Genomic DNA, 25,879 nt, shown 5'->3' with positions numbered 1-25,879 from the left:
GGGCAGTGCATCAGACCGATTCATCAACCTGGTGATAGCCAAGCTAAGCACTGCCCACCAAAGGATTAATCCCTAGGAGCGATTACTAATTCTCCTGAGATCCTGGCAAGAGGGGGATTTCAATGAAGAGTTAGCCCAGGTATCGGGGGTGGTAGGGAAAGCAGTGAGAATAACGGTACCATCAGGGCCAATCAGCCAACCCTGAGCTTCTACAATTCGCCGCCTTGGAAGCTTTCGAGCCGACTCCTCCCTAGCAGCAGGAGTGATCTGACTCTGATCATTTTCTGTTGCCGAGTTATCTATGGTCACCCAATCTGCTATCACCGTCTGGCTGATGATTGGGTCAAGGGGACTCGGAGGTAAGCCACCCCGTCCAGTAATAATGAATTCATCCCCTTTGGAACTGTTTGATCCTACTTTGACATTGTCGGTGCAGCTAGCGGCAATCAGTGTAGATGGATCAACTACAGTAGTGGGGAGTTCTACTAAACCATGAGAGGGATTAACCCCAAGGATGTTGATTTGTATGTCACCGTCTACACCACGCTCAGAACTGGCGATGATATCACTCAAGTTGGTTAGTTGATCCGGAAAGTTGAACCCAAAGATCCCTTCAGCGGTAAGTGTAATATTACCCCCCATGCCCTCAAAGGCATTAGCGGTGATGTCGCTATTTTCTTCCAGGAAGGCCACAATTAAATCAGCATTAATGGTGATATCGCCACCATCTCCTGGTTGGTCTTCGGTACCGGCGCTAGTGGTGATTTGACTACCGTTGCGCAATAGTAATAAATCCTGTAGGGTCAGAGTAATATTGCCACCGTCTCCGCTAACGGTTTCAGTAGAGATATTACTTTCTTCAAGGAAGATAGAGTCAGCCTCTACCAAGATGTCACTAGCATTTCCTTGGCCAGAACTACTAGCAGTCACTTGAGCGTTATTGGTTAAGGAGAGCGAGCTTCCCCGAATGATGATGTTAGGCTCTGGGTCTGGTTGAGAGTTAACAACTGCTGTTTCCTCTACAGCTGTAGTAATTCTGCTGTCTGAGAGGGAAATGGAGTTGGCATTGAGTGTGATTGTTCCTATTTCGCCAGTAGTTTCGGTAGTACTTAGAATAGCACTATTGTTTTCTAGGGAGATGGAGTCAACATTAATTATTATTATGCCAGCATCCCCAGTACTGTCATTAATCGTTCTGGTACCAATAGTACTGCCTTCTCTGAGCACAAGTGAGTCAGCAGTAATGGTTATTATGCCAGCATCCCCACTGCTATTGTTTTGAGTCTCGCTGCCAATACCATTTTCCTGACCTTCCAACAATAAAGAACCGGCGGTGATGGTGATCTCTCCAGCATTGCCACTACTGTTATTTCTTGTGTTGGTACCAATACCACTTTGTTCTCTGAACACAAGTGAGTCAGCAGTAATGGTTATTTTTCCAGCATCCCCACTGCTATTGTCTTGAGTATCGCTGCCAATACCACTATCCTCGCCTTCAAACAATAAAGAACCGGCGGTGATGGTGATCTCTCCAGCATTGCCACTACTGTTATTTCTTGTGTTGGTACCAATACCACTTTGTTCTCTGAACACAAGTGAGTCAGCAGTAATGGTTATTTTTCCAGCATCCCCACTGCTATTGTTTCGAGTATCGCTGCCAAGACCACTTTGATTTTCAAACAATAAAGAACCGGCGGTGATGGTGATCTCTCCAGCATTGCCACTACTGTTATCTTGAGTGTTGGTACTAATACCACTGTTGTTTGTGACCACAACTGAGTCAGCAGCAGTAACAGTGATATTGCCAGCATCCCCCTTACCCTCTGTCGTACTACCAATCCCCGCCTCTTCTAGGGTAAGGGTACCGGTTTGAACGATAACGTCTCCAGCATTTCCATTATTCCCAGAGGTGAGGCTATTGATTCCAGCACTTTTGAGGGATATGGATTCATCACTGATCACGGTGATTGGTGGTGCCTGATCGGTACGGTTGTTATTTCTATTAATTCCGATACTTTCCAATGCGATCGCACCAGCCGCAGTAATGGTGACTGCTCCTCCGCCAGTATCAATTCCCGCATTCATCAATTCCACATCACCACTACCGGAATTGTCACTATCCGCTTCCAGGACTAGATTCAGGAAACCACTGTTGGCATTGATGCCAAAGTTTTTGAGACTAATATCATTGGCCGCTTGCAAACTTAGAGTGACTTCCCCTGGTGTAGTTTTGGTAATGCCAAAGCCATCTGCGGTGATATTTCCTTCCTGAGCGCCTGTGGTTCCAGTAGTGATAGTGACATTAGTGCCAGCATTGAGTTGAGCTTCAATATCTGGGATATTCACCACGGCATCATCTCCAGTGGGAGTGAAGATATTGGAATTACTATCAAAGGTGCCATTGGATGTATCGGCAAAGCCAAGAGTAACATTCCTCGGGTCAAGTAACCATGTTCCTGCTAAACCATTTGGGGCGCTAGCATCGACTCTAACTCCCGTAACATCGAGAAAATTTGCACTGGATGTCTCGATTAAACCGCCATTGCCTGATTGGGATCCCCCCAGTGCCGTTAAGGTGCCATAGGCGCGAGTCGATTGATTGGACCAAATCAGAATCAGACCACCATTACCAGTGCTAACCGCATCAGCCTTGATGGTGGTTTCAGGAGCGATATAGGTAGCTGTGGCCAATGGCAGCTGTCCTTGACCTTGGAAATCCCCACCAATTAGTGCATTTCCACCACTACTGTCTCCAGAAACGTCAATTGATGCACTGTCAAACAAGCCAACGTTATCTCCTAATACCGTTACTTTGCCGCCGGTTTGTCCTGGGGAGAGGTTGGCAGCGCTTAGGGTACCAGAGATCATCACCGTTCCTGGCTCAAGTGGCACTACAGTACCGGAATCGGTAAGTGTTACCTGACCGTCACTGGAAACTGTTACGCCAGTGTCATGGTCCAAACTACTCAAAAATTCAGTGACAGAGGCCGGAGCGGATGGTGTTAATGGCACCTTTGGGGTGGATAGTGTCAAAATCTGTCCAGCTTGCCCCAATTGCACTAAGGTTTCAGCAGGGACCGCTAATATATTAATCTCACCCCCTGATGCTAGGATATCCCCAGTGCTAATCACACTCCCACCAACTAAGGTGACATTCTGTCCCTGTCCCACAGCTAAATTGCCAGCATTTACGATCGGCTGAGGATGATTCTGGCCATACTGCAATCCCGGAGTAATGTTAATGGTTAACAGGGGTGGTTCTTCGGGATTGGTAGCACTAAACTCGGTGCCATTGCCAAACACTACACTATTAGCGGTACTTCCGACAAAGGAACCGGCTACATCTAATTGGGAATTGGCTCCGAAAACAATACCATTAGGATTGAGCAAAAACAAGTTGGCGGCACCATCTACTCCCAGGGTTCCGAAGATCTTGGAGATGTTACTACCAGTTACTCGGCTGAGAATGTTGTTAATGCCAGCGGGATTGGCAAAGTAAACCCGCTGCAAGTCCCCAACATTAAAATCAGAAAAGCTATGGAATAGGTTATCCCCTCTGGTTGCTCCACCTTCAATCAAGTCAGCAGGAAGTCCTTTAACCTCTACATTGGGTTTAACAACACTTGGATTATCCCCCAAGGTATGATCCGGAACAATCTGAGCTAGAACGGGATGGGCTGAATAGGTAATCCCATAGTATCCACTCAGACCTATGCCACCAAAAATTACTAGCGATTGCAATATTTTCATGTTTACTTAGCCTCCTATATTTAACCTTGGGAGTGATCTAAGCAAATATGCTCCGATTTAGGAGTAAGTAGTCACAACTTAGGAGTCAAAATTATTGCTTGTCTAGTAACTTTTAAGATCAATTCTCGAAAGAATCAACTAATGGTTATTTATAATCATACTAATCATTTCTGAATTATTAGTATGAATTATTATTTCGATGCTTTAATTACTATTGCACCGCCATAGCTCTAGCGCGATTAGTTTCAATCATTTGCTCTAGCATTTCCCTAGAAACACAACGGCGTTCAGAGCAATAGGTCATGAGATTGACGCCATTCATCATGCGCACAGTGCTGACTCGGACACGAAAATCATCGGTTATAAACCAACAACGTTCTTGACCCTGATTATTCTGATAATTGGTATCAATGGTGAGGATGCCGTCTTTGCCAAACCAATACCGACTAACTACCGGAATACTTTCCACATAGCCCTGGTCTCGAATCAATTTACCACTAAGCTTAGTTTCATCGTCTGGAACATCAATCAGAATTGCCGCATATTTTGAACTTGGTTCCCGGTCATCTAAATTGATTTGCCACATAAAGCTCGCTCCCCCCATCGCCTGGCTTGGGTCAATCTTTTGGAGGTCACACACGGTTTGGACTTTAGGGTTATCTTTTTCGATGACTTGAACAATCAGATTGGATTCTCCGGATTCATCGGCAGCGTTATCAAAGTGATGAACTGTCCGTTGAGTAAACCACTTGCCCTCGCTTTTACGAAAGAAGTCCATCATGGTCATGGGTGGCTTGAGTCGCATTTTTGCTTAAACCTCCGGATAGTGGTATATGGCTAGAGATGATTAATCTCTATGTCTAGGTTAGGGTACGATCATTTGGTGTCCCTAGCCTAGTCCCTACCCAGGAAATGGTAATTATTTGTAATATCCTGTGTTCCCAGCACAACGGTAGACTAACCTTGGCAGTTCCAGGTAGAGTTCAGTAATTACCATGAGTCAAACTCGGTTAAGCGATCGCACTAACAACCAAGCTATGGATATCTTAAAACGGTTCCAAGCCGGAGACTATATCTCTGATGCTAATCTTGAGGGCATCGATTGGAGTCAGAGAGACTTGTACCAGGTTAACCTCCGTGGTGCTAACCTACATAAAGCTAATTTGAGCCAAGCTACTCTGACTGGGGCTAATCTTAGTCAGGCAATTTTGCGCGAAGCGAATCTGAGGGGAGCTGATCTCAGGGGAGCTGATCTGACTGGCGCTGACCTTACTGGCGCTGATTTGGAAGGGGCTTATGTAAACCGGGCGGATTTAAGGAAGGCTAATTTGACGATGGCTAACTTAAATGAAACCAACCTACAAGTAGCCCTGTATGACCGGGAAACTACTTGGCCAGAAGGATTTCGCTACAAAAGTTCTGGTGCTGTTGGTCCTGGTGCTAATCTCAATGGTGCTTTTCTAAATACCGCTAATCTCAGGGGAGTTGACTTGCAAGGGATTAGAGTAATAGGAGGTTATCTCAGCGGAGCGGATTTAACTGGTGCTAATTTGCAGGATGCTGCTTTGAGTGGATCCAACTTACGGAAGGCTTTGCTGACCGGGGCTTGCTTGCGCAATGCCCGTATGAGTGGCGTGGAGCTGGAGGGAGCCGATTTGCGAGGGGCCGACCTGACTGGAGCAGATTTAAACCATGTACAAAATATTGCTGGCGCTGACTTTACCATGGCTCAAGGCATCAGTGATTCTACCCGTTCCATGCTTTTGAATCAACCATATAAAGAACTCGATACCTGGAATCCCTATACTCGAAGTAATACTCGGGAAAGTTTAGGAGCCAGTCATTGTAGTTGAAGGTTGAACGCGCACCCGTGGCCTTTTGGCCAAGGTTAAGCGGTTGAAACCTGTAAGGTGTCAGCTGTAAGCTGTAAGGTGTCAGCTGTAAGCTGTAAGCTTTAACTTGAAACTTGAAAGCTCTAACCTTATTATACAATAATCACCATTTAAGAACGTCACCAAAATGTCTGAGAGTCAAGAAGCCAAGCCATCAGCGGCAGAAATTGAGGAAGTTATTACTGAACTAGAGAAATATCGGGAAAGACTCGTTAATGATGTGATGAAAATGGCCCAGAAGGTGAAATTGCCGAAAAAAGCGGTCATGGAGCATATCAAAAAACACCCGGAAATTGTAAAGATTGACACTGCTCTGGAAAATCTCCGCCCCCAGGAATCCTCTTTGCCATCATCCTAAAGCAACTGACTGAAGCAACTGGAATTACCCATGGTTACATCGCAAACTGAACCACCAGCTCCTTCTGAAACTGACCGCTTGCTGGCTGATGTTAATAGCCAACTTGCTGAGGGAAACGTTGACATTAATAATAATGCGCAACAGTTAAAACAGATGGTTGAATCCCTGGCTGATAGCCGGGGCATGGTCAGACTTGGATTCGTGGAAGCCTTCGGCAAAATTGGTAAGCCAGCTTCTCCGTTTTTGCTCGAAGCACTAGCTAATCACCCAAACCCGGTGGTGCGCAGGTCTTGTGGCAAGGCTTTAGCAAAAATCAGGGATCCCCAGGGGGTTCCTACCCTGATCAATGCTTTGTTAAATGATGAGGATACAGTGGTCAAGAGTTCAGCGGCTGGAGCCTTAGCCAGAATGGGAGAAGCGGCTGTGCCAAAGTTGATTGAGGTGTTGGAATCAGCGGATTATCCCCAAACGGCAAAAGGTCATGCCTCTTGGGCACTAGCTTTTATTGGGTCAGACGCAGCTGAGCACCTGTATCAGGCAATCCACTCGGAATCAGAAGATGTGCGGATGGCAGTAGTCGGTGCGATCGCTAATTTGGTGGATGAACCGGGTAATGACCAGGCTACAGAAATTCTCCTGGTAGCACTGAAAGATGAATCTGTCAATGTTCGTGCAGAAGCAGCGACATCGGTGAGCCAACTTAACCCCCAGGTAGGGGTTCCCCATTTAATCCCGTTACTGGAAGACCCTAGCCAAGAGGTAAGGCGGAGGGCAATCTTATCCTTAGGGAAGCTGAAGGATGAAGCGGCTTTACCTGCCTTAACAGCCAAGTTATGCGATGAGCGAGAGGAAATTCGCCAACTGGTCAAGGTAGCGATCGCACAAATTCAGAAGGGTTGAAGGGTTGAAGGGTTAAAGGTTGAAGGTTAGAGGTTGAAGGTTGAAGGTTGAAGGTTAGAGGTTGAAGGTTGAAGGTTGAAGGTTGAAGGGTTGAAGGGTTGAAGGTTGAAGGTTGGAGGTTGTTCCCGTAACGTGGCCTTTTGGCCAAGGTTGAAGGTTAGAGGTTGTTCGACCTTGGGGTTAGGTTGAGAGTAGCTTAAAAAGCATGAGTGAAAAATAAAACAATCAAAGTTTCGATATTTCATAAGTCATACTTCATAAGTCATACTTGATAATTCATAATTTCTAAGATAGTTGTCAGTTTCAATCACAGAGAATCCCAGAAGTTTACAAATCTTGATAATTTAGGGTGATCAGGGCATTGTATAAATAAATGTGTGAAGGTGTAAAACACTGACACAATCTTGCTCACAGGAACTATGAGCTCCCAAGATTCCTCCATCAGGAGTCGTGAGAGAGGTTATGTTGTTGTTTAAAAGCTTGTAAAGTTTTTTAAACACCCTGAGAAAACCCTGATTAAAAAATTTGTTGCTATCTAGGAGAATCTGTTAATGGCATTCGGACCAGCATCACAGCTAGGTGTCGGCCTATTTGAAGACACAGATCCAATTGAAGTATGGCCAGGTATCTCAAGCGAAGACGCTGAGGCCGTGATTCGGGCGGTCTATAGGCAAGTCTTGGGCAATGCTTATGTCATGGAAAGTGAGCGACTCGCTGTCCCAGAGTCTCAGTTTAAACTAGGTGAACTCAGCGTTCGGGAATTTGTGCGGGCAGTCGCTAAATCCGATGCTTACAGCTCCCGGTTTTTCGACAAATCTCCCCGTTACCGGGTAATTGAGCTGAATTTCAAACATTTACTTGGTCGGGCTCCCGATGGCTTCGAGGAGATGAAAGCTCACAGTATTATCTGGGATGAAGGGGGCTTCGAGGCAGAGATTGATTCCTACCTCGACAGTGACGAGTACCAGGAAGTCTATGGGGAAGACACTGTTCCCTTCTACCGGGGCTACAAAACCCAAACAGGCAAGAAGATGGTTGGGTTTACCCACATGTTCCAACTGTTGCGAGGAGCGTCTAGTAGCGACTTCAAAGGAAGCTTGGCTGGCAAGACTCCCTGTCTAAATAAGAATGTAATTCAAGAAATTCCTACAGCAGTGATTCCCCCGTCTGGTGGTGTATCTGGCTGGTCTTTCCAAGACACACCATTTGGTGCCAGAACTCGCCATGGTGCTGGAGCTAGTGCTGAAGGTAAGGTTTACCGGATTGAGGTCACTGGCTATAAGTCCCCTGGTGCAGTGAATCGGGTATCCAAATTCCGGCGCAGTAACCAGGTCTACCTGGTTCCGTTTGATCAGCTCTCCAAAGAGTACCAGCGGATTCATAAGCAAGGTGGCGTGATTGCCAGCATCACCGTTGTGTAATTAGGATTCAATCGGGATTCAAACGTTTCTAATCTGGAAAAGTTCGTGTATGTCTGCGTGCTTTGGCAGCAAGCCAACTAGTTTGCTGCCAAAGAAGGTAGAGGTGCAGTGAAATTAAGGGTTGGTTGCTTTGTTTTGGCAAGGAAAATCCCCTTTAGTTTGAATAAGTTTTTTGCAAGGAGAAATTTAAATGGTCAGTACAGCGCCTACTGCCAAGTTTGGTCTAGATTCAGATTTGATCTTTGAACTATGGCCCACTAGTGGCATTGATGAAGTACAAGCTGTAATTCGGGCAGTTTATCGTCAAGTTTTGGGCAACCCCCACATTATGGAGAGCGAGCGGCTGGTGAATGCTGAATCGCAATTATGCGATGGCAGCATCAGTGTCAGGGAATTTGTCCGGGCTGTGGCCAAATCAGATTTCTATCGCGCTCGTTATTTTGAATCCTGTGCGCCCTACCGATTTATTGAGCTGAACTTTAAGCATTTATTGGGTCGTGCTCCCCTGGATCAAACAGAAATTGCGGAACACATCCGCATCTGTATTGAGCAGGGCTACGATGCTGAGATTGATTCTTACATCAATAGTGACGAATACCAAAATAATTTTGGGGATGATACCGTACCCTACTATTGTGGTTCTAGTAGCCAAATCGGCCAAAAGCAGGTGGGTTATAACCGTACCCTCTCCTTGTTAAGGGGTAATTCAGAAGTTGATAGCTCCATCAAAAGCTCTTGCTTGGTAGAAGCAGTTGCCACCAATAGCACCAGCAAAATTGTGCCATTGGCAGGTGGTCGTGCTGCCGCTTATGCTGATGCTACCGAAAAGACGTTCAAAATTGTAGTGCGGGGTGCCATGTACAGCGGTCGTCGCCGTCGTAGTACCACTGAGTACATTGTTCCTGGCAGCAAGATGACACCCCAAATTCAGCGGATTAATCGCACTAGTGGGACAATCGTCAGCATTACAGAAATCTCCTAATGTCTGGGGTTTGGTCTTTTCGGAAGTTTTAAAGGAGAGATAGAAATGGGAAATTTAACTCGGTCAGCTGTTCTAGGCTTGGATGCCTTTGAAGGTGATCCATTAGAATTACGGCCTTTTGCCACTGAAGATGATTTACAAACGGTAATTCGAGCTGTTTACAAGCAGGTTTTGGGCAATGCCCATCTGATGGATAGCGAGCGACTCGCTAATGGGGAATCAATGTTGCGCAATGGGGATATTACTGTCCGTGGCTTTGTGCGCATGGTCGCTCAATCATCCCTGTATCAATCCCGATTTTTCCAGGGGTCTTCTCCCTATCGGTTCATTGAACTTAATTGCAAACATTTGCTAGGTCGTGCTCCGCTAGATCAAGCTGAAATCTCTGAGCACGTCAGCCTTTACAATCAACAGGGTTATGAGGCTGAAATCGATTCCTATATCGATAGTGACGAATATCTCCAGAATTTTGGGGAGAACGTCGTTCCCTACCCCCGCAGCATCCGTAGCCAATTGGGAATTAAGAATGTGGGCTTTAATCGGATGTTCTCGTTACTGCGAGGCTCTGCTACCAGTGATAGTGGAAAACCAGCCCAGCTAATTACTGCTGTAGCTGGTAATATATCTCCAAAAGTTAAGGCTCCAGCGGTTGGAAATGGGGCAGGTTATGGCAACACTGGCAAGCGTTACCAGATTGCTGTTTCCACATGCGCTGCTGCAGCCCGGTTGAATAAGTATAGCAAGCTGAACTATCAGGTTAGCTACGAGCAACTCTCTGAACAAGTGCAGAGTATTCATAAAAGCGGTGGCAAGATTCTCAGTATTACTGAGTTAAATTGATCGAGTAGCCCGGTTATCAGTTACTAAGTCAACGTAAGTATTCAGCCGTCAGCTGTCAGCCGTCAGCTAATCAACGGGAATTAGTAAACAACCTTACGGGCTGGTACAGCTAGTTGAAAATCCCTGCTCGTTTTACTCATCCCACCCCGTTCAGTTAAAGCGCCTGCTAGCTGATAGCTGATAGCTGATAGCTGATAGCTGAATGCTTACAAGTCAACAGTTAATGGTAATCAAGAAAAACTGTTAACTGTTAACTGATAACTGATAACTGGTAAGTGAATAGCTGTGTAATTCAGCTAAATCTGAGCAAAGAATCTAGGAGGAATTTAAATGTCACTTTGGGTAATCGATGCTGACCCGGTAGAGTTGCGTCCTGGTGCAACAGAAGATGATGTGCAGACAGTGATTCGGGCAGTTTACAAACAGGTTCTAGGTAACCCGCACTTGCTGGAATGCGATCGCTTAACTACTGCTGAAGCGATGCTGCGCAATGGAGACATCAGTGTACGGGGCTTTGTGCGCATGGTCGCTAAATCAGACTTGTATAAGTCCCTGTTTTTTGATTCTGCTTCCCAGTATCGTTTCATTGAGCTGAACTACAAGCATTTTCTAGGTCGTGCTCCCCAGGATCAAACAGAAATTGCCGAACACGTTCAAATTTATAACACTGCTGGCTACAACGCTGAAATCGATTCTTATATCGATAGCGCAGAGTATCAGTCGAGTTTTGGCGAGTTTATTGTCCCCTATCCTCGTAGTAATACTACCGAAGTTGGGATTAAGAACGTAGCCTTTAATCGGACGTTTTGTTTGATGCGGGGATATGCTACCAGTGATAGCAGTAACCAAGCTACCCTGATTAGTGATTTAGCGGCTAATCTGTCTACCAAGATTACTGCTCCTGCTGGGGGTTCAGGTAATTACGCCAATACAGGCAAACGCTTTAAGGTTACTGTAGCTAAAGCTGGTGTTGGTTCTCGCTTTAAGCGGAGTAATGCTACCTATGAAGTGGGTTACGACCAGCTGTCGGCGAGGATTCAAAATATCCACAAAATGGGCAGCAAAATTGTCAGTATTACTGAAATCGGTTAGGTTGACTGTCAGGATTCAGGTAAGCTATCAGCTATCAGCTATCAGCTATCAGCTTTACGTAACTCAGCATTATTCGAATGCTTAGCTCTTTTCTTGATGCAAAGCGCGAGTGGGGGAAAACCCCGTGAGGCCACTGCATCGCTTATTCGCGCATCACCTCAAGTAGCGTGCGCTATGGGCATAAGCGGAAGACTGACGGCTGACGGCTGAATGCTGACGGCTGAATGCTTACGGATTCAGTAGTTGATCTGAGCTAAGTATCTAGATGTTAGTTTTTGGAAATAGGTTGTGAACAATCAACAGCTATTTTCCAAAAACTAACACTATTGATTAGATAATTGTTCATTAATTAATGGCAGCGGTATTGAATTTTATGAATTCATAACTTAGTAAATTCAAAGTACTTTCCCGATGTTAGGAATAATTGCAGATGGCACTAGCACTCTGAGGGATTAGAGCGATCGCACAGTTGTACTAGAGGGAAAAACTAGAGGGAAAAATCTCTGTCACCAAGATATAATAAGCACAAATGACTATACGGTTAAGCTTCCTAGAAAAATTAAGGATTTTAGGATTTTTTTCAGTCAATCAGCCTAGGGTCAATTAGCCAAGACCATATAACAAGGTTAACGTTAACCAAAAATAATTTAATACTTATATTGTTCAATTATTTTTTTTTATATTCACTGATAAAGACTCTTTAATTAAAGTGAATTCAATAGAAAGTTAAGAAAGTAGTTTTTGTCATTTTTTTTTAAATTAGTTGTTTATTAACTTTAATTAACAACATTTAACAACGATGGATTGGGAGGTCTTTTAGATGGTAATTGGTTTTATAAACCCTGTACTGACACGAGCCCCGCAATTAGGGGTGGCATCATTTCAAGACACAGACCCAGTTGAACTGTGGCCTAGTCATTCTCAACAAGAAATAGAAATTGTGATTCGGGCTGTCTATCGGCAAGTCTTGGGGAATACCTATGTCATGGAGAGTGAGCGGCTCACTGTGCCCGAATCCCAACTCAGAAAGGGAGAAATTTCTGTCCGGGAATTTGTGCGGCAAGTTGCTAAATCTGAGCTTTACTACTCCCGATTTTTCGAGACTTGCTCTCGTAACCGAGCCATTGAGTTGAATTTCAAGCATCTCCTTGGTCGAGCTCCCGAAAGTTATGAGGAAATTATTGAGCATACAAGGGTGCTTGATCAAGGGGGTTATGAGACTGAAATCGATTCTTATATCGATAGCGAAGAATACCAGCTGGCTTTTGGGGAAAACCAGGTTCCCTATTATCGGGGTTACAAAACCCAAATAGGCAAGAGTACAGTAGGATTTACCCATCTCTTAAAACTGTTGCGTGGTGCAGCTGGTAGCGATCAAGCAACTGTTTGGCGGGGGAATTGGTCTCGGTTGAATCAGTTCCTGATGACCAATAGCCCCAGTAAGATGGAGGCGCTTTCTGGAGCTGGTGATGTAGTAAAACCCACAGATGTCAATAAACTCCTGGCTAATGTTCTAGGTCTCAATAAAGGCCAACCAGCAGGTCCGGTAGAAACTCAAACAGCACCTAAGATTCTCACAGAAGCTGAAAAACTGCTGCAAAACACGACTCAAACCTGGCAACGCCAGTATCAAGCCTGGGAAGAAGTTGATCCGATTGAGCTGTGGCCAGGTCGTTCGGAAGCAGAAATCGAGACGGTGATTCGAGCAGTTTATCGTCAGGTTTTGGGAAATGCCCATGTTATGGAAAGTGAACGGCTGACTGTCCCGGAATCCCAGATCAAGCGGGGGGAAATCACTGTCCGTGAGTTTGTGCGTCAGGTTGCCAAGTCCGAGTTGTATCGGTCAAGGTTTTTCGATATCTGTCCCCGCTACCGGTCAATTGAGCTGAATTTTAAGCATTTGCTCGGTCGTGCTCCTGATGACTACTCTGAGACTTTCTATCACAGCCAAGTACTTGATCAAGAAGGTTTCGAGGCGGATATTGATTCCTATATCGATAGTGACGAGTACCAAGAGGTCTTTGGGGAGAATGTTGTACCCTTTTACCGGGGCTATAAAACCCAAACAGGCAAAAAGCTCCTTGGGTTTACTAACATGTTGGTGCTGATGCCGAGCGTTTCTAGCTCTGATAAAGACAATGTGTCAGGGAATCCACCAAGGCTGAATAAATCAATTATTTACAATAATCCCCTTGGACAAGCCCCAGTTACTGATATCCAAGCTTTATTGGATGAAGTACTCAAGCCCAAAATCCAACCGCAGGAAGCTCCCACAGAAGCTGAGAAACAACGCTCAGAAGCGTATCAAGCCATCGAACGGAAATGCCAAGAGCAAGAAGAACTGCTGGAAACCTTGCAGCAACAGCTGGCAGAGTTACGACCATTGGCTAGCTTTGGAGAATCACAGTATAGCAAATGGCAGTCTTACAGTTCTTCGACCAATGGTGGTAGTGGTTTCACCAGCATTGCGGACCAAATCCCCATGGCAGCAGCAACTGTAGAGCCAGACAGTTATGAAGCTCTGCAACAAAAGTCTGAAAAACAAACGAACGAAATTGCCACCTTACAAGAAAAGATTGCTGATCAGCGCCGTTTAGCTATGATTGCAGAAACCCAGTTGAATAAATGGCGTCCTCGTAGTTATTAGAGGAAAAACTTAGTACTTATTAGAGCTGCTATTAGCTCTATGGCCAGTTGCCATAGAAATGTGTAGGTTGTTGAAGGTTGACTGTTGAGAGTTTACTGACAGCGGTCAACCTTCAACAACTACCTGGAAAATATAAGCTTTTAACTAAAGCTTTCAACGTCAGCATTCAGCTATCAGCATTCAGCTATCAGCCTATGCGCTACGCGCACGCTTTGCGAAGAGCTTTTGCATAAAAGAGGTCAGCATTCGAATAATGCTGAGTGAAGTCCCAGCGTCGTTCGCACAGCGTGGCCATTCGCGTAGCGTGGCCAACGGCCAAGGCCAAAGCCTGTGCCACAAAGCTGATAGGCTTTTCCCCAGACTTTCAATTTTATTCTAAGCTGACCGCTGACCGCTGACCGCACCTCAAGTAGCGTGCGCGTAGCGCATATGCTTACCTTTCAACTAAAGCTTTTAACGAGGTACTTTTAACAGTAAAATATATAGACTTTAAATAGCCGATCCGGAGGAAAAGCCAATGGCCAAGAAAAGCCGTAAAACTGCTAGCCAGTATTCAGAAGGTAAGTCCAAGGTGGGAATATCCCTGACCCCTACAGGCATTGGCTTGTTAACTCAGATGGCTCAGAATACTGGATTGTCCCGCTCGGAACTAATTGAGCGTATCGCCAGAGGTAATATTGCGATCGCATGCCAGCAGGCAAGGATGACCATCACCGTTGAAAATCCACCGGAGGCAAAGGAAACATCCCCCAACAATGGAGCCACAAAATCTCCAACCAAGATTCAAGTAATAGAGGGTCAACAACCGCTACAACCTGATGTGTCTGAGTCTGGTACTTCTGGTGTATCCCAAGAAGATTACCAGTCTTTACAACAGCAGGCTCAAGAGCAAGCTAATGTGATTGAAGACTTACAGAAGCAGCTAGCTGACCAAAAATCTGAAACTGCTGAACAGACCGAAAGTTATCAGTCTCTGCAACAGCAGGCTAAAGAGCAAGCTAATCTGGTTAAGAAATTACAGAAGCAGCTAGCTGACCAAAAATCTGAAACTGCTGAACAGACCGAAAGTTATCAGTCTTTGCAAAAGCAGGCTAAAGAGCAATCTAATCTGGTTAAGAAATTACAGAAGGAGTTAGCCGAGCAAAAATCTGAAACTGCTGAACAAACCGAAAGCTATCAGTCTTTACAAAAGCAGGCTAAAGAGCAATCTAATCTGGTTAAGAAATTACAGAAGCAGCTAGCCGAGCAAAAATCCGAAACTGCTGAACAGACAGAAAGTTATCAGTCTTTACAACAGCAGGCTAAAGAGCAATCTAATCTGGTTAAGAAATTACAGAAGCAGCTCGCAGACCAAAAATCTGAAACTGCTGAACAGACCGAAAGCTATCAGTCTTTACAACAGCAGGCTAAAGAGCAAGCTAATCTGGTTAACAAGTTACAGAAGCAGCTCGCAGAGCAAGAATCTGAAACTGCTGAACAAACCGAAAGCTATCAGTCTTTACAACAGCAGGCTAAAGAGCAAGCTAATTTGATTGAAGACTTACAGCAACAGCTGTCTGAACAAAAATCTCTAGCAACACAACAGGTAGAGAGTAACCAGGCTCTGCAACAGCAGGCTCAACAGCAAGCTAATCTGGTTAACAAGTTACAGAAGCAGCTAGCTGAGCAAGAATCTCAGGCGGCCCAACAAGTAGAAAGTAAAAGTAATCAGTTTCTACAGCAGCAAACTCAAGACCAAGAGAAGCGTATTGCTGAGTTAGAGCATCAGTTGTCTGAGCAACAATCTCCCGCTAATCAACCTACCGAGAGTTATGAGTCTTTGACACAGCATAATCAAGAGCAAGAGGATCGTATCGCCACTTTACAAAAACAAATTGTTGAGTTAAAGCGTTGGGCAACCCTTGGCAAAGCAGAGTTGAATAAGAGGCGTAGCCGGAGATTGTTTTAGTTAGTGCCCGAAAGCATCAATAATAATGTCAAGTCCCCTGGCTTTCTTAGTTGATAGTTTTGGGGATAGTTTTGGCATTCAAGGACAACAAATAATTGGATTATTCTGGTCTTATTATGGAGATCGTTTTCTGCTTGAACCAAAGTTGATCACCTGTTCCAAGCGTGATATCGAACTAGCCGCTGATTCTCGGATATAGGGGTCGGCTTCCTGATTTTCAGCGGTAGCAGATAGCACTTCCATAGCTCTCTCATCTCCCAAAGAACCTAGGGCATGTAGCACAGCAACTTGAAGGGCAATATCATCGATGTCCAAAGCAGCCACTAGGGCTTCAAAAGCTGGTGGACCAATGGTTCCCAGTGCGCCAACTGTCGATATTTTGACAACGGGATCTGGGTCTTTAAGGGCGGTTTGTAGACTCTGCAACCCCACAGTTGGGAAGGTTTCTTCTGAGTAGTTAAGAGCGATCGCAGCCAGCGCTTTAGCACAGCTAGCTCGTACAGTGTTATTTTCACTGGTTGTTAAAGTTTCTGCCAATACCGGTACAGCATCAAGACCAATCACACCTAGAGTTTGCACTGCTGCTCGCCGATAAACCACATCCTCATCACCCAAAATTGCCATCAACTCAGGAATAGTATTCTCGGTGCGCTCTGCTGCAATCTGCCGCATGGCTCTTTCTCTGAGTCTAGGATTTTTATGTTTTAATTGTTGATATAACTCTTCTGTAGACATTAGTAGATAGTAGTAAATATCAGTATACAAATAGGTAAGCATTCAGCCATCAGCTTATGTGCTACGCACACGCTACGCGAACAGTTATCAGCTATCAGTTATCAGCTATCAGCTTATGCCCATAGCCCACGCTAATTGAGGTGCTTTTGAATAAAATAGGTAAGCATTCGTTTAATCTCTGTTATCTCTGCTGTCAGGGATTCATAAAGCTGACTGCTGACTGCTGACTGCTGACTGCTGACTGCTGACTGCTTACAAAAATATGAGTAGTCATCAGTCTATAACCTGAGTTAGAGAAAACTAACTTGATTCAGGAGTTTCGATAACAACAACTAAGGGGTTCTTAGGAAAGTGCTGAACCTGATTCAGGCACAGCACTTTCCTAAGATCCCCCTTTAGTCCAAAGTACTAGAGGCAGCTAATCACTACAAACAGTGGATAGCAATAATCCTATGACATGGAGTTGATTACATAGTCAAGATAACCCCGGTATTCAACCAAGGCTTGGGCAGACATATCACGAGGAGCGCAACCACGATCCCGGAGGAAGGTCAAACCAGTAACATAGGTAGCTGCATCGATACCTAAGGCTTTGTACACTTCACGAGCGCCAGCAATACCCCACTCATCCAGAGGACCAGTACCACCAACAACTAGGCAATAGTTGATCAAACGCAGGTAGTGAACGATGTCACGCTTGCACTTTTCTTTCTGAGTACCTGCATCGATGTCCCGACCACTACCGTTAGGGAACTTTTTGTAGATAGCATCAACAGCTTCTTGAGCTACTTTGTCGTAGTTACCTGCTAACTTATCAGCAGCTTCCATACGAGCCGCAGAACGTTGCAAGCTACCTTGAACTGATTCTAGGTCAGAAGCGCTAGGAAACCGACCTGCTAGGTCAGCGGAAGCAACAACAGTGGTTAACACTGATTTCATAATTAAGATATCTCCTGTCTTAAATTGATTTCGGCAAAAGGTCAGTGTAATTTAAATTCTCCTGAGCCGGGAGACTAGCTAATAGCACTGCCAACTGCATCGAAGTAGCTACCAACTTCTGCAGCCAAAGAAGCACAATCACCGCTAGTAACAGACTCTTTGCGTTGAGATGCAGTGTTGTTAACAAAAGCCACAGCAGCAGCCTTCATGATGCCCACAGCCCGGGTTGTATTACCAGTGGGGACGCCCAAAGCAGCGTAGGTTTCCTTAAGACCATTCAAGCAACGGTCAGTCAGTACAGAACTATCTCCGCTGAGAACGGCGTAGCACACATAACGCAAAACGATTTCGCCATCCCGTAGACAAGCAGCCATCTTGCGGTTGGTGTAAACACCGCCACCGGGAGCAACTAAACCAGGGTTTTCGCAAACGATACCAGCAACCGCATCAGTAACGATACAGCTAGCATTGCTGGAGATAAAATTCACAGCATCAAGGCGCTTGTTGCCATCAGCAATAAATCCCTTTAGAGCATCTAAATCACCACCGCCAACAAATCCACCTTTGGCATCGGCAGCAACTACGGCTTTTGAAAAAGCGTCTAGCATTAAAATCTCCTTATCAATAACAAGGACTTAATTAAAATTATTGGTCTTGTCGTTCATGAATTGACTAACCAATTTAGACGATAAAAGCTGTTTGACACTCTAGTCCCATTTATGAGAAACAAAGCAACAAAACATTACAAAAATTTCCGTCTAGCGGTCTAATTGTATACTTTTGTATCAATAATCTTTTAAGTGTTTGGTTAAGTGCTAAACAGTATCGTCAAGATCAGGGTCAATACCTGCTGCTCGTAGCTGCTCAGCCAACCGAGCCGCTCTTGCTAAAGCAGCTTGAGTTCGTTGGCGCTCCTGCTCCACTATAGACTCTGCTTCTTCAGCACGTTGTCGCTCTTGTTCAGCTCTTTCCCTTTCTAGTAAAGCTCGTTCATCACCAATCAACAACAGATTTCCTTGTTCATCCCACCACCTTAGCCATAGTTGAGTTTGATTCTGATAACTTCCTTGCCATAAGCCTAGTTCTACACCCAACGGTGAAATAGAATAATGCCCTCGTTCATTAGGGGTTAATTTCTGATAAAACCCACTGATCAAGGTATAGACTTCAAGAGAGCCGTTGTTTATTTGATAAATACCATAGTAGGGAATTCGGATAATTTGCTCATACACCCAAAACTTCCCTGGCTTAGTTACTTCTCCTTGAGTCGAGAGGGATAATGGGGTTTTGTCCCGTTCTTCCTCGCCATTGCCACTGGCGAATTCTAATGCAATTAATGGTGCTATATGTTCCCGCCACACCACATAGGAGCGACGAATTTTACCATCTAGCTGAGGAGGGACATTGGGCACATAGAACCAATCAGGCGCTTCGGCTCCTTTTTCAGGTGGGTCAGTTTCTCGCCAGTAGATACCACAGTCTTGCCCAATGGCATATTGTCCATCAGGATGTCGCTGTTGTAAGATCTCTCCCATCGAATCCGTTAGAATTATGCTTTGGGGATGCTCTTGAAAGTTTTTCACAAATGTTCCATCTGACTCCGGTAGCTGGGTGTGGTCAGGGAAGGGAGGAGGTAATTTGACTCGAGGTACTATCTCAGTCATGATCTGGCCTAGACTATTGCGGTGATGATTCTATATATTATTCTGGCTGCTCTAGTTTGATAGCCGATCGCAATTACCAATTATTAGAGCATGGTAATAGTGCTTAGTACACTAAAGATGCTCTTCCAAGGTTACTAATGACGTCAGCTGTCAGCCGTCAGCTGTCAGCCGTCAGCTATCATGCTTAAAATAAACCTCGTTCGCGTAGGGTGCGCACCTCAAGTAGCGTGCCCCTATGCGCAATGCGCAAACGGTAGAATTTAATAGTTCGAGATTTTCTCGAATTGAAAGTCTGGGGATTTGCCCATCTAAGCATATGCGCTACGCGCACGCTACTTGATGTGACGTTAGCGGTAAGCTATCATGCCAACTTAACTCAGCATTATTCGAATGCTTACCTGTTGTCTTGATCCCAAGCGCGAGTGGGGGAAACCCCCTTTGGCCGACTGCATCGCTTATTCAAAAGCTGTTCGGTGTAGCTTGCCCATAAGCTGATAGCTGATAGCTGATAGCTGATAGCTTACCTAATGACTAATCCTAATGGCTAATGACTAGCAATTGCTTTAGTAACTGCTTTCTCCCGAATCAACCAATCTGAATCATTAGCTGCCAGATCTTGACCACTACTGGTATCCCCTAACTGCTCTAATGCCATTAAACTGGCATATTTCAAGTCAAAAATCTTGGTATTGAGGCTGTTTTGGAGTAAGGGAATTGCCCGTTCATCCCCTAAATTCCCCAAAGCAATAGCAGCACCAGCACGGGATTTCTGAAACTGGGGTGCTTTATTGTGTAGGGCTTCCACTATCAAATCGTACGCATCGGCGTATTTCAGCCAGCCTAAAAGTTTGACAACATGGTAGTGAGCACCATAATCGTTATGGGCTTTGTCAGCATAGGTAGCAAGTAGCGCTTCAGCAACAGCGTCTGGGGACAACTTGAGCAGAGTTTTACTGCCTAGATAACATCGCCCAAAATCTGTGTGGTATAGCTCGTTAATCAAGAATTCTAAAGTGGGCATTTGGTCATATTCATGAACCAGCTCTAGGTGATCAGGATGATCACGAATCACTTGATCCAGTGATGGTTCGATCTCCTCAAAGGTGATATCACCGGCTGGCAACCCAGCCTCGGCCAACAGGCGAATTCCTCGTATTCGGAAGACCATGGAAATAGGACAGGTGGCAATTTGAGGAATTCCTTGGTAGTATCGGGCATCAATCAGGTCTTGAATACAAGCTCGTCGGGCATTAACACTAGAGTGTTGCAGTAATGCCATCACTTTGTGCATTTCGGTGGTATCCCCTGTGAAGCGACAAACCGTTGCGATCGCAGCACTGGCTATCGGTTCATTATCGGATTTAGTAAATGTCTTAATCCTCTCAAGGGCTGGTTTATAGTCCAGTGCAGCTAGAGTTTGGATAATCACCCGATAAGTCTGACCTGGCTTCTCCAGTAGCTGGGCTATTTCTTCGAGAATTTCGGGATCTTGAGTGCCAATTTCCCCAATTGCCCAGACAGCATTTTCCACCGTGTAACAATCCTCATCCCCTAGACATGAGCGAATGATGGGTAGGGCTACAGAGGCTTTCAGACGACCTAAGCTTTCCACTGCCTTGCGTCGAGCGATACGATGGTACATTTCTGAATTTTGTTCTTGCACCGTTTCCATCAAGGCATTGATTGACCGCTCGGTGTCAAAGTTAATTAAATGGGATGCAGCCAGATAGCGATCAGATTGGTCTTCCAGCTGGTCTAAGGGGGTTTTTAAAAGTGCGATCGCTTGATCTTCGGTCAAATTAAATATATTGGCAAAACGTTTATCCATCAGTGATTTAATAGTGATTTAGGACTTAACAATAGGAATTACGAAGTTTAGTTGGTTGTAAGCATTGAGCTATCAGCCATTAGCTATCAGTCATCAGCTATCAGCCATCAGCTATCAGCCATCAGCTATCAGCCATCAGCTATCAGTCATCAGCTATCACCTTTGGGCTTGTGGCCACGCTACTTGAGGTACTTTTGAATAAAATAACCTGACGGCTGAGAGCTGAGACCGTAGCGTGCGCCTAGCGCATATGCTTAACATAAGCTGACGGCTGAGAGCTGAGAGCTGAGAGCGTAGCGTGCGCCTAGCGCATATCCTTACAGTTGGTTTTGCCCCCCTAACTCCCCAAAACAATTAGGGGACTCTTTGACGGTACTCAACCAATCCAGGCAAAGCAACGTACTAAGAGTCCCCAGGTGCTGATCGAAATGTTAGTCAATCAGCGACGGATTTTCACCGTGATCTCCTTAGGACAGGGAGTTGATTACATAGTCGAGGTAACCTTTGTACTCAACCAAAGCTTGAGCAGACATGTCACGAGGAGCACAACCGCGATCGCGAGTGAACTCAAGAGCTGCTACATAAGGAGCAGTAGGTAGGTTCAAAGAACGGTAAACTTCACGCTGACCAGCAATACCCCACTCATCTAGAGGACCAGTACCGCCAACAACTAAGCAGTAGTTGATCAAGCGTAGGTAGTGACCGAGATCCCGGTAGCACTTGTCAATCTTGGTTTGAGAATCCCCAGCTTCACCAGATTCTTTCAGGTAAGGATACTTCTTAAAGCAAGCATCACCAGCTTCTTTGGTTACTTTATCAATGCCCTCTGCTAGTTTTTCAGCAGCTTCCATACGAGCAGCAGCCCGTTGTAGGCTACCTTGAACGGACTCAAGGTCAGAGCTGCTAGGAAAACGACCTGCAGCATCGGCAGCAGTAACAACTGTGCTTATAACTGATTTCATTTTTATATATCTCCTGAATGGGTTTTGACAAAGATTAGACTTAGCTTTTCGCTTCCCCAGCTCACTTTAGCAGGAGCTTGGTTATCTTAGCCAGAAGGGAAAGACTAGCTGATAGCAGCAACTACTGCATCAAAGTAGCCACCAGTTTCAGCAGCTAAGGAGGAACAATCTCCGGAAGTCACTTCAAACTTGCGCTGGCTAGCGGTGTTGTTAACGAAAGCAACTGCAGCAGCTTTCATGATTCCAACAGCACGAGCTGTGGAGGTAGTGGGTACACCCAGAGCGCTGTAGGTTTCCTTCAGACCATTCAGGCAGCGGTCGCTTAGTACAGAAGCATCACCAGCCAAGATGGCATAGGTCACGTAGCGGAGGATGATTTCACCATCACGCAAGCAAGCAGCCATGCGGCGGTTGGGGTAGCAGTTACCACCAGCTTGAATCAAACCAGTGTTTTCGCAGATCATGCCAGAAATAGCGTCGGAAACGATGCAGCTAGCTTCGCTGGCGAGAATGTTTACAATATCAAGGCGCTTATTACCATCAGCAATAAAGCCTTTTAGAGCAGCCAGGTCTCCAGTACCGAGACATGCGGTTTTGCTATCTGCTGTAACTACAGCTCTGGAAAAAGCGTCAAGCATTGAAATCTCCTTAAATTAAAGGTACTTAACTAGTTTGCTATCTTGCTGGTTATTTATTAAATTTGACCAGCTCAATATGAACATTAGAGGATAATCGGAACCGCCGTCTCATTTATTAACAACAAAGTAATAATTTGTAATATTCGTTACAAGGTCACCAGTCGATCACACAGGAGTCGCTTAACCGACTCGGCAGCTATATACAAAACTTAATAATTAGATGTACTTACATGTACTTAGCTGTGATCAGGTACCATCCATTAATAAATTGCATGGTTATGACAGGAGGGGAGCAAGGGAGCAGGGGACCAGGGGACCAGGGGGACAAAGGTTTGGTCTGGATATCGTAAGTGTGCGCAATTATCGGCGTTGCTTATATCATGTCGGGATAATTAGTGATCAAAAACCATTACCCTTGAAACCTTACTCCTTTGCTTCAGCATAGCTGCCAAATGCCCTCTGCCTTCGACACACTTTTATTATGAGTATTCAACCGGACTTGATATTAATAATGGAATGATTTTAAAAGTAGGTGCGCGCCTCCAAGGCCGTGAGGGATTGCTCGCGGCCTTGGGTCGCACCTGTAGAATGGGCATCTTGCCCGTTCGAGAGGGTGCATCTCATTTTTGAAAATTTTGCGTAGGGTGCGTTAGGGGGGGCTTCATTTTTCGCCTCGTAGTCAGGGTTATGTTGCTGCCCGTAACGCACCACCATGTCAAACAGCATGCATTGAGATGCACCCGTTCGAGATCTGGTCGAGCGGGCAAGATGCCCACTCTACTCCTATTCATTACTTGGTTCAGCAACGCCGACAGAACAGGGATATTTTCGGGAGGGCAGGATGCCCACTCTACTCCTATTCAGCGCGAAGATTCAGCAATGCCCAATTATCTGGATTTGATATCACAACTGTCACTAGACCTAACGGCTGACCACTAACCACTAACCACTGACCACTAACCACTGACCACTGACGGCTGACGGCTGATAGCTTACCTATAAACTGGTTTAGTGGGGGGATTTTTCACGAACGTTCATCAAATCTGGTACGGAAGCTCCCGTATTTTATCCAGTATTGTTTCAGGTCATGATGAGGTGTATGTAAGCTCGCTTTAGCTTGATACAAAATAACTTGGCGATGGGAGCCAATCCAAATTTTTTTAATGGGTTTAACGGATATTACACTTCCTCCGAGACTCTCGACACATTCCGAGAATCGTTCAACTGTTGTATATTCTACCGTCTCAAAGATAAAAAAGTGACCGGAGCAGATTAAATGTCTGCTCCTAATCCAGCACTGCATCTTTTTTTGAGCTTTCGGCGGTAGCATTAGCTGTACACAAATCATCCTCAACTCTAATGATAATTAATATTTTATGATAGTTGTTTTAGGTTTTAGATTTTGGGCTTTAGGCTAATACCAAATCATCAGTTAGGGAATAGCAAAAAAATAAAATATCAGATTTTAGCTTTTAGGTTGACAAAAAAAATTGGTTATTTTATTTTTAGTAGTCTAGATTAGATGACTTTGCCCACCCTGATTCACTTGGTATTTGTTGGTATTTGGGTTACACCCAAATCCCTTATTGCTGATAACTAGGCACTAGAAATCGGCGCTACAAATCAGGTAATTCGTCAGCAAAACTTTGCCGTTTTTCAAATCGTAAATGACCAGCTGCTGAGCCCCATACGTGCTCATGAGTATTGACATCCATACCCTGATCTAGGCTGCTCCAAGTGGTTTCAGTCAATTCCACATCACTGACCAGATAGGTTTTACGCCCATTACGTTGGATGAAACACTGGCAACCAGGTTCTACACTGCCGCGAAACATGTCACCCTCTCGCCAGAAAATCATTGAACAGTTGTAGCGACGTTCTATAACATCAGGGGTGATGGTTTTGAGAATATCTGGCTCTCGCGCCGCCCCGGCATAAAGAATTGGATCGTTAAGGCTGTAATTTTCTATATAACTATGATCACCTTTATCAATCAGGCGATGCACTCCCTGACGGTAGGGACTCCAAAGATCGTAGTCATAGGCTTGCTCAGAGTAGAAACCAATACCCGAAAAGAAATCAAAGGGTAAGGGCCTAAAGAAAACATGAATGTGAGCGTAAAGCTGAGGATTATCAATCGCTTGTTTTTGGTTACTAAAATCTCCAGCCATCCAACTAGCTAGAGTGAGTAAATTACTAGTAGTTTTATCGGTAGTACTAGACAACATTGGTGTATTAATCTATTGAAAACTTAGGGTTAAAAAAGATAAAAAAAATCTAAATTATGACCTTAACTGTTCAACCGGGTCACTTTCAGTCCGATTGGGATAGGTCACGGATTTCTGAAGAAAACGAGGCTGTAGTCACCCCTTGACCAGAACTAGTTTTAATCAAGGACACCCGAAAACGTAGATTTGGTGTGGCAAACCAAATCCGTTCTTCAGCAGCTGCTCGGTCATACTCCGTTAACAAAGTGAAGGTACCATCTTTACTTAGGTGATAGTTGCCCACTGCTGCAATTGTCTCAGCATAGCCTTGCTCTCTGAGGAGTTTTCCCCGATCGGGGTTTTCAGGATCGGGGATAGGGACTAGAACGCAACTTCCAGACTGGATGTCGTCTTCATCCCAATCTGATTCACCTTCCCAACTCATGCGAAAGGGATGCAAGGCAGTTGTGGGATCAATGTTGTATAGTTTGCAAATGTCAATCACAGCTGAGTCATCAGCCTCAAGGGCAACGATATCAATAGTTGACCGTATTTCCTCAAAGTGACTAAACGCTAAGTGATGACCGCTGCGTTGCGATCGCCAACGTCCAATAGAACGTTCTATAAATTCAGTAAGCTCCATCTGCTATGTGTAGTTTAATTTAAAAAAGTTAACAATTTTGTTGGCCTATAGCAGCTGAATGCTAGGCTCAATGGTGTTGTAGATTACGCAAACCTAGTAAATTAGAGCCTTTACCCGGATTTACATCTTCAGTTATACACCGTGGCTCCAATCCTTCAACATTAGTAATTGTAAACTTTTGTGACAGTTATGTGTGGAGACCAGAATTAGTATCAACGGAAACATAAATGTTAACTGTTTACAGTTAACTATAAACAGTATTTATATTATTTATCATAGTAATGAGGTACACAGGATTTGTTTCCGATTCCCGATTCCCGATTCCCGATTCCCGATTCCCGATTCCCGATTCCCGATTCCCGATTCCCGATTCCCGACTCCCATTAACCCAGAACGAAAGTACCTCACCTAATTGAAAAATGCTAGGCTAATT

General features: G+C 44.9%; 26 protein-coding genes. 12 read left to right on the top strand and 14 right to left on the bottom strand.

All coding sequences use genetic code 11. The features are described 5' to 3' along the window. Positions 1-72 precede the first annotated feature (72 nt). Positions 73-3,750, bottom strand: coding sequence for a two-partner secretion domain-containing protein (locus tag F6K64_RS24345; protein ID WP_008183187.1), 3,678 nt, complete (start codon positions 3,748-3,750; stop codon positions 73-75). 211 nt (positions 3,751-3,961) lie between these two features. After that, positions 3,962-4,555, bottom strand: a complete 594-nt coding sequence (locus F6K64_RS24340; protein ID WP_008183185.1) for a phycobiliprotein lyase — start codon at positions 4,553-4,555, stop codon at positions 3,962-3,964. 190 nt (positions 4,556-4,745) lie between these two features. Here F6K64_RS24340 and F6K64_RS24335 point away from each other — a divergent pair, with 190 nt between their 5' ends. The 3 genes from F6K64_RS24335 (at position 4,746) to F6K64_RS24325 (ending at position 6,900) form a co-directional block, all read left to right on the top strand. Next, a complete protein-coding gene (locus F6K64_RS24335; protein WP_287266550.1) occupies positions 4,746-5,603 on the top strand; it encodes a pentapeptide repeat-containing protein in 858 nt (285 codons plus the stop codon). A 166-nt stretch (positions 5,604-5,769) separates the two neighbouring features. Next, positions 5,770-6,000, top strand: coding sequence for a DUF8630 family protein (locus F6K64_RS24330; RefSeq protein ID WP_287266548.1), 231 nt, complete (start codon positions 5,770-5,772; stop codon positions 5,998-6,000). A gap of 30 nt (positions 6,001-6,030) precedes the next feature. Next, positions 6,031-6,900, top strand: coding sequence for a HEAT repeat domain-containing protein (locus F6K64_RS24325; RefSeq protein ID WP_008183179.1), 870 nt, complete (start codon positions 6,031-6,033; stop codon positions 6,898-6,900). Here F6K64_RS24325 and F6K64_RS24320 read toward each other — a convergent pair. Further along, positions 6,866-7,048, bottom strand: coding sequence for a hypothetical protein (locus tag F6K64_RS24320; protein WP_287266547.1), 183 nt, complete (start codon positions 7,046-7,048; stop codon positions 6,866-6,868). The genes F6K64_RS24325 and F6K64_RS24320 overlap by 35 nt on opposite strands. Before the next feature lie 403 nt (positions 7,049-7,451). On the opposite strand from F6K64_RS24320, the gene F6K64_RS24315 reads away from it, so the two are divergent. The 5 genes from F6K64_RS24315 (at position 7,452) to F6K64_RS39065 (ending at position 13,882) form a co-directional block, all read left to right on the top strand. Next, positions 7,452-8,321, top strand: a complete 870-nt coding sequence (locus F6K64_RS24315) for a phycobilisome linker polypeptide (protein ID WP_008183177.1) — start codon at positions 7,452-7,454, stop codon at positions 8,319-8,321. 190 nt (positions 8,322-8,511) lie between these two features. Next, complete coding sequence (locus F6K64_RS24310) at positions 8,512-9,303, top strand: phycobilisome rod-core linker polypeptide (RefSeq protein ID WP_008183175.1); 792 nt, start codon at positions 8,512-8,514, stop codon at positions 9,301-9,303. 45 nt (positions 9,304-9,348) lie between these two features. Continuing rightward, positions 9,349-10,143: a phycobilisome rod-core linker polypeptide gene (locus F6K64_RS24305; RefSeq protein ID WP_008183173.1), complete on the top strand. Its 795-nt coding sequence runs from the start codon at positions 9,349-9,351 to the stop codon at positions 10,141-10,143. 330 nt (positions 10,144-10,473) lie between these two features. After that, complete coding sequence (locus F6K64_RS24300; RefSeq protein WP_008183171.1) at positions 10,474-11,235, top strand: phycobilisome rod-core linker polypeptide; 762 nt, start codon at positions 10,474-10,476, stop codon at positions 11,233-11,235. 820 nt (positions 11,236-12,055) lie between these two features. Beyond that, on the top strand, positions 12,056-13,882 hold the full coding sequence (locus tag F6K64_RS39065; protein ID WP_008183169.1) for a phycobilisome rod-core linker polypeptide: 1,827 nt from the start codon (positions 12,056-12,058) through the stop codon (positions 13,880-13,882). 239 nt (positions 13,883-14,121) lie between these two features. Here the strand turns inward: F6K64_RS39065 and F6K64_RS24290 are convergent, their stop codons facing one another. Then, a complete protein-coding gene (locus F6K64_RS24290) occupies positions 14,122-14,250 on the bottom strand; it encodes a hypothetical protein (protein WP_287248227.1) in 129 nt (42 codons plus the stop codon). 149 nt (positions 14,251-14,399) lie between these two features. Between F6K64_RS24290 and F6K64_RS24285 the strand changes: the two genes are divergently transcribed. After that, complete coding sequence (locus F6K64_RS24285; RefSeq protein ID WP_008183168.1) at positions 14,400-15,830, top strand: coiled-coil domain-containing protein; 1,431 nt, start codon at positions 14,400-14,402, stop codon at positions 15,828-15,830. Positions 15,831-15,944: 114 nt separating this feature from the next. Here the strand turns inward: F6K64_RS24285 and F6K64_RS24280 are convergent, their stop codons facing one another. The 5 genes from F6K64_RS24280 to cpeY all read right to left on the bottom strand — a co-directional run bounded on the left by F6K64_RS24280 (position 15,945) and on the right by cpeY (position 20,996). Continuing rightward, a complete protein-coding gene (locus F6K64_RS24280; RefSeq protein ID WP_044492899.1) occupies positions 15,945-16,565 on the bottom strand; it encodes a HEAT repeat domain-containing protein in 621 nt (206 codons plus the stop codon). Between the two features lie 450 nt (positions 16,566-17,015). Then, a complete protein-coding gene (cpeA, locus tag F6K64_RS24275; protein WP_008183162.1) occupies positions 17,016-17,504 on the bottom strand; it encodes a C-phycoerythrin subunit alpha in 489 nt (162 codons plus the stop codon). Between the two features lie 74 nt (positions 17,505-17,578). Next, the gene (gene cpeB, locus F6K64_RS24270) at positions 17,579-18,112 is read right to left on the bottom strand and encodes a phycoerythrin subunit beta (protein ID WP_287262765.1); all 534 of its coding nucleotides are present in this window, start codon (positions 18,110-18,112) and stop codon (positions 17,579-17,581) included. A gap of 207 nt (positions 18,113-18,319) precedes the next feature. Next, positions 18,320-19,168, bottom strand: a complete 849-nt coding sequence (locus tag F6K64_RS24265) for a Uma2 family endonuclease (RefSeq protein ID WP_008183157.1) — start codon at positions 19,166-19,168, stop codon at positions 18,320-18,322. 544 nt (positions 19,169-19,712) lie between these two features. Then, the gene (cpeY, locus tag F6K64_RS24260; RefSeq protein WP_287266545.1) at positions 19,713-20,996 is read right to left on the bottom strand and encodes a C-phycoerythrin alpha-cysteine-82 phycoerythrobilin lyase CpeY; all 1,284 of its coding nucleotides are present in this window, start codon (positions 20,994-20,996) and stop codon (positions 19,713-19,715) included. Between the two features lie 51 nt (positions 20,997-21,047). On the opposite strand from cpeY, the gene F6K64_RS24255 reads away from it, so the two are divergent. Further along, positions 21,048-21,194: a hypothetical protein gene (locus F6K64_RS24255; RefSeq protein WP_287266544.1), complete on the top strand. Its 147-nt coding sequence runs from the start codon at positions 21,048-21,050 to the stop codon at positions 21,192-21,194. A gap of 269 nt (positions 21,195-21,463) precedes the next feature. On the opposite strand, the gene cpeA (F6K64_RS24250) is transcribed toward F6K64_RS24255, so the two are convergent. Then, the gene (gene cpeA / locus F6K64_RS24250; RefSeq protein ID WP_287266541.1) at positions 21,464-21,958 is read right to left on the bottom strand and encodes a C-phycoerythrin subunit alpha; all 495 of its coding nucleotides are present in this window, start codon (positions 21,956-21,958) and stop codon (positions 21,464-21,466) included. Between the two features lie 104 nt (positions 21,959-22,062). Then, on the bottom strand, positions 22,063-22,596 hold the full coding sequence (cpeB, locus tag F6K64_RS24245) for a phycoerythrin subunit beta (protein ID WP_287266539.1): 534 nt from the start codon (positions 22,594-22,596) through the stop codon (positions 22,063-22,065). Between the two features lie 687 nt (positions 22,597-23,283). Between cpeB (F6K64_RS24245) and F6K64_RS24240 the strand changes: the two genes are divergently transcribed. Continuing rightward, positions 23,284-23,535, top strand: a complete 252-nt coding sequence (locus F6K64_RS24240; RefSeq protein ID WP_131827233.1) for a hypothetical protein — start codon at positions 23,284-23,286, stop codon at positions 23,533-23,535. A gap of 85 nt (positions 23,536-23,620) precedes the next feature. Here F6K64_RS24240 and F6K64_RS24235 read toward each other — a convergent pair whose 3' ends face one another. From F6K64_RS24235 to F6K64_RS24225, 3 genes are all read right to left on the bottom strand, one after another. Next, complete coding sequence (locus F6K64_RS24235) at positions 23,621-23,944, bottom strand: hypothetical protein (RefSeq protein ID WP_008184573.1); 324 nt, start codon at positions 23,942-23,944, stop codon at positions 23,621-23,623. 268 nt (positions 23,945-24,212) lie between these two features. After that, entirely contained in the window at positions 24,213-24,824 is a 612-nt protein-coding gene (locus F6K64_RS24230) for a chromophore lyase CpcT/CpeT (RefSeq protein WP_008184570.1), read from the bottom strand. Between the two features lie 85 nt (positions 24,825-24,909). Next, a complete protein-coding gene (locus tag F6K64_RS24225) occupies positions 24,910-25,446 on the bottom strand; it encodes a phycobiliprotein lyase (protein ID WP_008184568.1) in 537 nt (178 codons plus the stop codon). Between the two features lie 281 nt (positions 25,447-25,727). Between F6K64_RS24225 and F6K64_RS24220 the strand changes: the two genes are divergently transcribed. Further along, a complete protein-coding gene (locus tag F6K64_RS24220; RefSeq protein ID WP_287266538.1) occupies positions 25,728-25,862 on the top strand; it encodes a hypothetical protein in 135 nt (44 codons plus the stop codon). The last annotated feature ends 17 nt before the right edge of the window (positions 25,863-25,879 follow it).

The sequence above is a fragment of the Moorena sp. SIO3A2 genome, assembly GCF_010672265.1.
Taxonomy (GTDB): Bacteria; Cyanobacteriota; Cyanobacteriia; order Cyanobacteriales; family Coleofasciculaceae; genus Moorena; species Moorena producens.
Note: the sequence above shows the minus strand (reverse complement) of the source record. Positions and strands in the feature narration are given on the sequence as shown.

Excerpts from the sequence above, each read along its gene's own strand:
- F6K64_RS24345 (WP_008183187.1), bottom strand. The coding sequence starts at position 3,750 with ATGAAAATATTGCAATCGCTAGTAATTTTTGGTGGCATAGGTCTGAGT.
- F6K64_RS24340 (WP_008183185.1), bottom strand. The coding sequence starts at position 4,555 with ATGCGACTCAAGCCACCCATGACCATGATGGACTTCTTTCGTAAAAGC.
- F6K64_RS24335 (WP_287266550.1), top strand. The coding sequence starts at position 4,746 with ATGAGTCAAACTCGGTTAAGCGATCGCACTAACAACCAAGCTATGGAT.
- F6K64_RS24330 (WP_287266548.1), top strand. The coding sequence starts at position 5,770 with ATGTCTGAGAGTCAAGAAGCCAAGCCATCAGCGGCAGAAATTGAGGAA.
- F6K64_RS24325 (WP_008183179.1), top strand. The coding sequence starts at position 6,031 with ATGGTTACATCGCAAACTGAACCACCAGCTCCTTCTGAAACTGACCGC.
- F6K64_RS24315 (WP_008183177.1), top strand. The coding sequence starts at position 7,452 with ATGGCATTCGGACCAGCATCACAGCTAGGTGTCGGCCTATTTGAAGAC.
- F6K64_RS24310 (WP_008183175.1), top strand. The coding sequence starts at position 8,512 with ATGGTCAGTACAGCGCCTACTGCCAAGTTTGGTCTAGATTCAGATTTG.
- F6K64_RS24305 (WP_008183173.1), top strand. The coding sequence starts at position 9,349 with ATGGGAAATTTAACTCGGTCAGCTGTTCTAGGCTTGGATGCCTTTGAA.
- F6K64_RS24300 (WP_008183171.1), top strand. The coding sequence starts at position 10,474 with ATGTCACTTTGGGTAATCGATGCTGACCCGGTAGAGTTGCGTCCTGGT.
- F6K64_RS39065 (WP_008183169.1), top strand. The coding sequence starts at position 12,056 with ATGGTAATTGGTTTTATAAACCCTGTACTGACACGAGCCCCGCAATTA.
- F6K64_RS24285 (WP_008183168.1), top strand. The coding sequence starts at position 14,400 with ATGGCCAAGAAAAGCCGTAAAACTGCTAGCCAGTATTCAGAAGGTAAG.
- F6K64_RS24280 (WP_044492899.1), bottom strand. The coding sequence starts at position 16,565 with ATGTCTACAGAAGAGTTATATCAACAATTAAAACATAAAAATCCTAGA.
- cpeA (WP_008183162.1), bottom strand. The coding sequence starts at position 17,504 with ATGAAATCAGTGTTAACCACTGTTGTTGCTTCCGCTGACCTAGCAGGT.
- cpeB (WP_287262765.1), bottom strand. The coding sequence starts at position 18,112 with ATGCTAGACGCTTTTTCAAAAGCCGTAGTTGCTGCCGATGCCAAAGGT.
- F6K64_RS24265 (WP_008183157.1), bottom strand. The coding sequence starts at position 19,168 with ATGACTGAGATAGTACCTCGAGTCAAATTACCTCCTCCCTTCCCTGAC.
- cpeY (WP_287266545.1), bottom strand. The coding sequence starts at position 20,996 with ATGGATAAACGTTTTGCCAATATATTTAATTTGACCGAAGATCAAGCG.
- cpeA (WP_287266541.1), bottom strand. The coding sequence starts at position 21,958 with ATGAAATCAGTTATAAGCACAGTTGTTACTGCTGCCGATGCTGCAGGT.
- cpeB (WP_287266539.1), bottom strand. The coding sequence starts at position 22,596 with ATGCTTGACGCTTTTTCCAGAGCTGTAGTTACAGCAGATAGCAAAACC.
- F6K64_RS24240 (WP_131827233.1), top strand. The coding sequence starts at position 23,284 with ATGTTGCTGCCCGTAACGCACCACCATGTCAAACAGCATGCATTGAGA.
- F6K64_RS24235 (WP_008184573.1), bottom strand. The coding sequence starts at position 23,944 with ATGATTTGTGTACAGCTAATGCTACCGCCGAAAGCTCAAAAAAAGATG.
- F6K64_RS24230 (WP_008184570.1), bottom strand. The coding sequence starts at position 24,824 with ATGTTGTCTAGTACTACCGATAAAACTACTAGTAATTTACTCACTCTA.
- F6K64_RS24225 (WP_008184568.1), bottom strand. The coding sequence starts at position 25,446 with ATGGAGCTTACTGAATTTATAGAACGTTCTATTGGACGTTGGCGATCG.
- F6K64_RS24220 (WP_287266538.1), top strand. The coding sequence starts at position 25,728 with ATGAGGTACACAGGATTTGTTTCCGATTCCCGATTCCCGATTCCCGAT.